Here is a 3,985-nt window from a genome sequence, read left to right on the forward strand (position 1 = left end):
TGGTTTCCGATTAAAAATCGAGTCAGAAAATCGCTTGGGACTATCGAAGATTTTCGCGAACGAGTAGATACAGCCGTTCGCCTAAGGTCCTAATCTATGCTTCGACTGCTATAACACTGAGTTTGAGGTACGCAGTGTCAACTCCCAAGAATTGTCTCATAAACGGTTGTTTGTAGAACAGGAGAAAAAAATACCCCAGGTATAAGAGTTAGGGTACAAATAGCATAGAAAATTAATTGCAGTCGGATTGCTAGCATTAGGTGTGATTGAGTAAACGTGATATCTCCCTGACTAAGCTATCTGGTTCTATGGGTTTTGAGAGATGTTGTTGAAATCCAGCGATTAGTGCTTGTTGCTGGTTAAAGTCTCCAGCGTAGGCAGTCAGAGCGATCGCTAAAACTTGTCCGCCTTGCTCGGTTGGCAAAGCTCTCACCTGTTGCATCAGCGTATAGCCATCCATATCAGGCATTCCAACGTCACTGAGCAGCACAGTTGGCTTGAATTGCATGAGCATTGTCAAAGCTTCAGCAGCAGTCGTTGCGGTCATGACCTTTGCTCCCGCTTGTTCTAACACAAACGCTACAAACTCCCGTGAATCCGGTTTATCATCCACAACTAACACTTGAATCCCGTTTAAATCAGAATCTGGCTCTGATGATTGACCGTTCTGATTGGCAGTTGCCTGTATAGGCATAAGTGGAAGTTTGACGGCAAAGGTTGCACCCAACCCAGCCCCTAGACTTTCAACTCCGACCGTCCCCCCATGTAATTCGACTAAATTTCGCGCGATCGCTAGCCCTAATCCCAGCCCACCAAAATTTCGGGTTGTGGTGGCATCAGATTGGCGAAAGTAGTCAAACACATAGGGCAGAAAGTCCGATTCAATTCCCTGCCCAGTGTCGCTGACTGTAATCTGGGCATGAGAGTCAAGGCGCTCCAACCGAATGTTCACCTGTCCACCTGCCGGTGTGAACTTGACCGCATTAGAGAGCAGATTCCAAATCACTTGCTGCAACCGAGCGGAATCTCCCTGAACCAGACCCACATCCAGGTCAAAGCTTGCCTCGACTTGGATTGACTTCGCTTCTGCTGCTAGCCGTACCGTTTCCATCGCCGCCTGAATGATGGAGACCAGATTGAGCGAACTGACATTCAGGTTGAGCTTGCCTTGGAGAATTCGGGACACATCCAGCAAATCTTCAATTAAGTCTGCTTGTAGTTGGGCATTACGCTCAATTGTCTTTAATGCCAACTGGGTTTTGGCGGCATCTAGCTTGCCGTTCTGCAAGAGTTTTGACCAACCCAAAATTGGATTGAGGGGCGTTCTCAGTTCATGAGACAGCACCGCCAGAAATTCATCTTTGATCCGATTAGCGTTCTCGGCGGCTTCGCGTGCGATTTGTTCTTGCTGTAAGAGCTGTTCTCGTTCAGCCTGGGCGCGTCTAAACTCTTCGATGTCTGTGCTAGTGCCAAACCACTGTACAATTTGTCCCTGCTCATCACGAATAGGGATCGCCCGCGAGAGAAACCAACGATAGGTCTGAGTAGCCCAGTGTTTCAAGCGAAATTCAACTTGATAAAGTATTTCTGTGGCAAGCGCAGTCCTCCACATTTCACTCGTCATCTCAAAATCATCGGGATGAATTACTTGAAGCGCATAGTAAATGTCTTGAGTCTGCTCTAGGGTCAGTCCGGTATAAGTAGTCCATTGCTGATTCACATATTGCGTGTTACCTCCAGCATCGGTTATCCAAACCTGTTGCGGCATCGCGTCCGCGAGCTGGCGAAATTGCGCCTCCCGTTGCCTAATTGTGGCTTCTGCCTGTTTGCGATCGCTGATGTCGGTAAACACGATTGCCACCTGGTGCATTGCGGCATCGCCGACCCGCGAAATCAAAACGTCAAACCAGCGTGAGAGTGCATCCGATCGCACTTCAGTGCGAATAGACTCACCTGTGTGAATGACTTGTGCGTAGAGGTCATTCCAATATTGTTTCAGTCGCGGTGCGAGTTCGCTTGCTGTTTTGCCTTCTGGGTTGGCAATGCCGGATTGCCGCTCGAATGCGGGATTCGCTTGCAAAATGCGGTGATCAACCGGCTTGCCATCCGCATCGAATAGCACTTCAACGGTGCAAAAGCCTTCGTCGATCGACTCAAACAACCGGCGATAGTGTTCTTCAGATTGGCGCAGGGCGACTTCTGCCTGTTTATGCTCGGTGATATCTACCGCCGTTGCGTAAAGCACCCGTTCTTCTAAGTGGGGCTGCGCTCTCCAGAGCAACCAACGGTAGTCGCCCTCTTTGTGCCGATAGCGGTTTTCAAATGCCAACGTTTCGGAGCCAGATAACACGCTGACGCTTTCCCCGACCGATGCGACAATATCGTCTGGATGCAGAAAATCAGTCCAGGGGCGGGAGGTCATTTCGTCCGGTGTCCAGCCGAGAATGCGCTCAAAGGCGGGGCTGACCCAGTGAAAATACCCGTGGCTGCTCATAATCACTTGCAAATCTGACCCAAGCGCCAGAAAGCGATCGCGTTCCTGCTCCACTTTTTGCCGTTCGGCTTCGATGCGCTTTATCTCGGTAATGTTGGTAAATAAAGCAGCAAATTGATGACTTTGTGGCGCTCCAATGCAAAAGGCGTTGACATTAAACCAACGGTTCATTGCACTCGCTTGCTGCTCAAAGCGAACGGGTTCCCGGTTTCGCACAAGGCTGCCATAAATCTCAAACCAGTAGGCTTCATGATTGGGAACCAGTTCCCGCATCGTTTTACCACTCGCTTGCTCCAATCCGGTTAGCCGTTCAAATGCCGCATTCACTTCCAGATATCGATAGTCAATCGGTTCATCGTTCTCATCAAACAGCACTTCACAGATGCAGAAGCCCTGGTCGATTGACTCGAACAACGTACGGTATTTTGCTTCCGATTCGCGCACGGCGAGTTCCATGAGCCTGTGTTCCGTGATCTCCCGTGAAATGCACAACAATCGCTCCACTTGCCCATTAGCCTCTCGAATCGGGCTAATTTTGTGATCCCACCATTTGAGTTCGCCGTTGAGTGTTAAACAAGCTCCTTGAAAGGTACAAACTTCGCCGTTTCTTGCTTTAGCGATCGCCTCAATTGCTGCTTGTTTTACTGCTCCTTGCCAAAATTCTGCCCAAGACGTGTTGAGGAAGGGGGTTATATCCCGAATGCCCAGCCGCACTTGCCCCGCTTGGCTCATGAATAGAATTCGCCCTTCTAGGTCAAATACTTTGATGCAGTCATCGCTACTGTCGAGGAGCTGCTGATTAAACTCCTGGCTTTGACGCCACGCCGTTTCAGGAATTCCCTGCGAACTTTGAAGTGAATCTTTTTTTGCCAAATCCGAGTCAGAGCTGTGGAGGCTATCATTCATGGGTCTCCTCCTCACTTCCAGACGTCTTTGAGAAGTATTTGACGAGCAAATCTTTGCCAGAATCGCCCATCTGATGCAGCAAGTGTTCAATCTGCTTCAACGCAATCGGCAAGGGCTTAGTCCGCCCATTCTCCCAACGATTAACGCTCTGAAATGAAACCCCTAGCTTCTGTGCAAACTTGGTTTGTGAGAGTTCCAGACGTTGCCGCGTTTCCCGCACGAGAGAGGTTAGGTCGGACTGGTCAATTACAGGCATGAAGCACAAGCCATCAAGTTATATTCTCACTAACTATACCAAGTGTTATAACTGACCTTCTACCTATCAATAGACAGAACCTTTGCAATATAGCAAGCGAAGCAAGGGTTAGGAAATAATAGAAAGGAGTGAACAGGAGAAAAAAATGCCCGCTCCCTACAGTTACGACGTGAGAATAAAAGTAATAGGGGCAATAGATGGAGGAATGGGAAAAACCCAAGCTAGTAAAATCTTCAACATTAGTCGAAATACAATAAACTTATGGCTTAACAAAAGAGAAGAAACGGGAGATTATAGAGCCAAGAAGGGATATCAACAAGGGTATGGGG

At 48.6% G+C, this 3,985-nt stretch carries 3 protein-coding genes; 1 reads left to right on the top strand and 2 read right to left on the bottom strand.

The features are described from left to right. Nucleotides 1-256: 256 nt before the first annotated feature. Together NC996_RS28125 and NC996_RS28130 are read right to left on the bottom strand one after the other, a co-directional pair. A complete protein-coding gene (locus NC996_RS28125; RefSeq protein WP_190681439.1) occupies nt 257-3,400 on the bottom strand; it encodes a PAS domain S-box protein in 3,144 nt (1,047 codons plus the stop codon). After that, the gene (locus NC996_RS28130) at nt 3,393-3,656 is read right to left on the bottom strand and encodes a helix-turn-helix transcriptional regulator (protein ID WP_190673984.1); all 264 of its coding nucleotides are present in this window, start codon (nt 3,654-3,656) and stop codon (nt 3,393-3,395) included. Before NC996_RS28130 ends, NC996_RS28125 begins: the two co-directional genes overlap by 8 nt. A gap of 145 nt (nt 3,657-3,801) precedes the next feature. Between NC996_RS28130 and NC996_RS28135 the strand changes: the two genes are divergently transcribed. Beyond that, nucleotides 3,802-3,985, top strand: a 184-nt coding sequence (locus tag NC996_RS28135) for an IS630 transposase-related protein (RefSeq protein WP_190681442.1), incomplete at its 3' end; no start/stop codon positions are given.

This window comes from Trichocoleus sp. ST-U2 (assembly GCF_039961875.1).
Lineage (GTDB): Bacteria > Cyanobacteriota > Cyanobacteriia > Cyanobacteriales > FACHB-T130 > FACHB-T130.

What these genes read in the sequence shown, in the direction of transcription:
- NC996_RS28125 (WP_190681439.1), bottom strand. Translation starts at nt 3,400, where the DNA reads ATGAATGATAGCCTCCACAGCTCTGACTCGGATTTGGCAAAAAAAGAT.
- NC996_RS28130 (WP_190673984.1), bottom strand. Translation starts at nt 3,656, where the DNA reads ATGCCTGTAATTGACCAGTCCGACCTAACCTCTCTCGTGCGGGAAACG.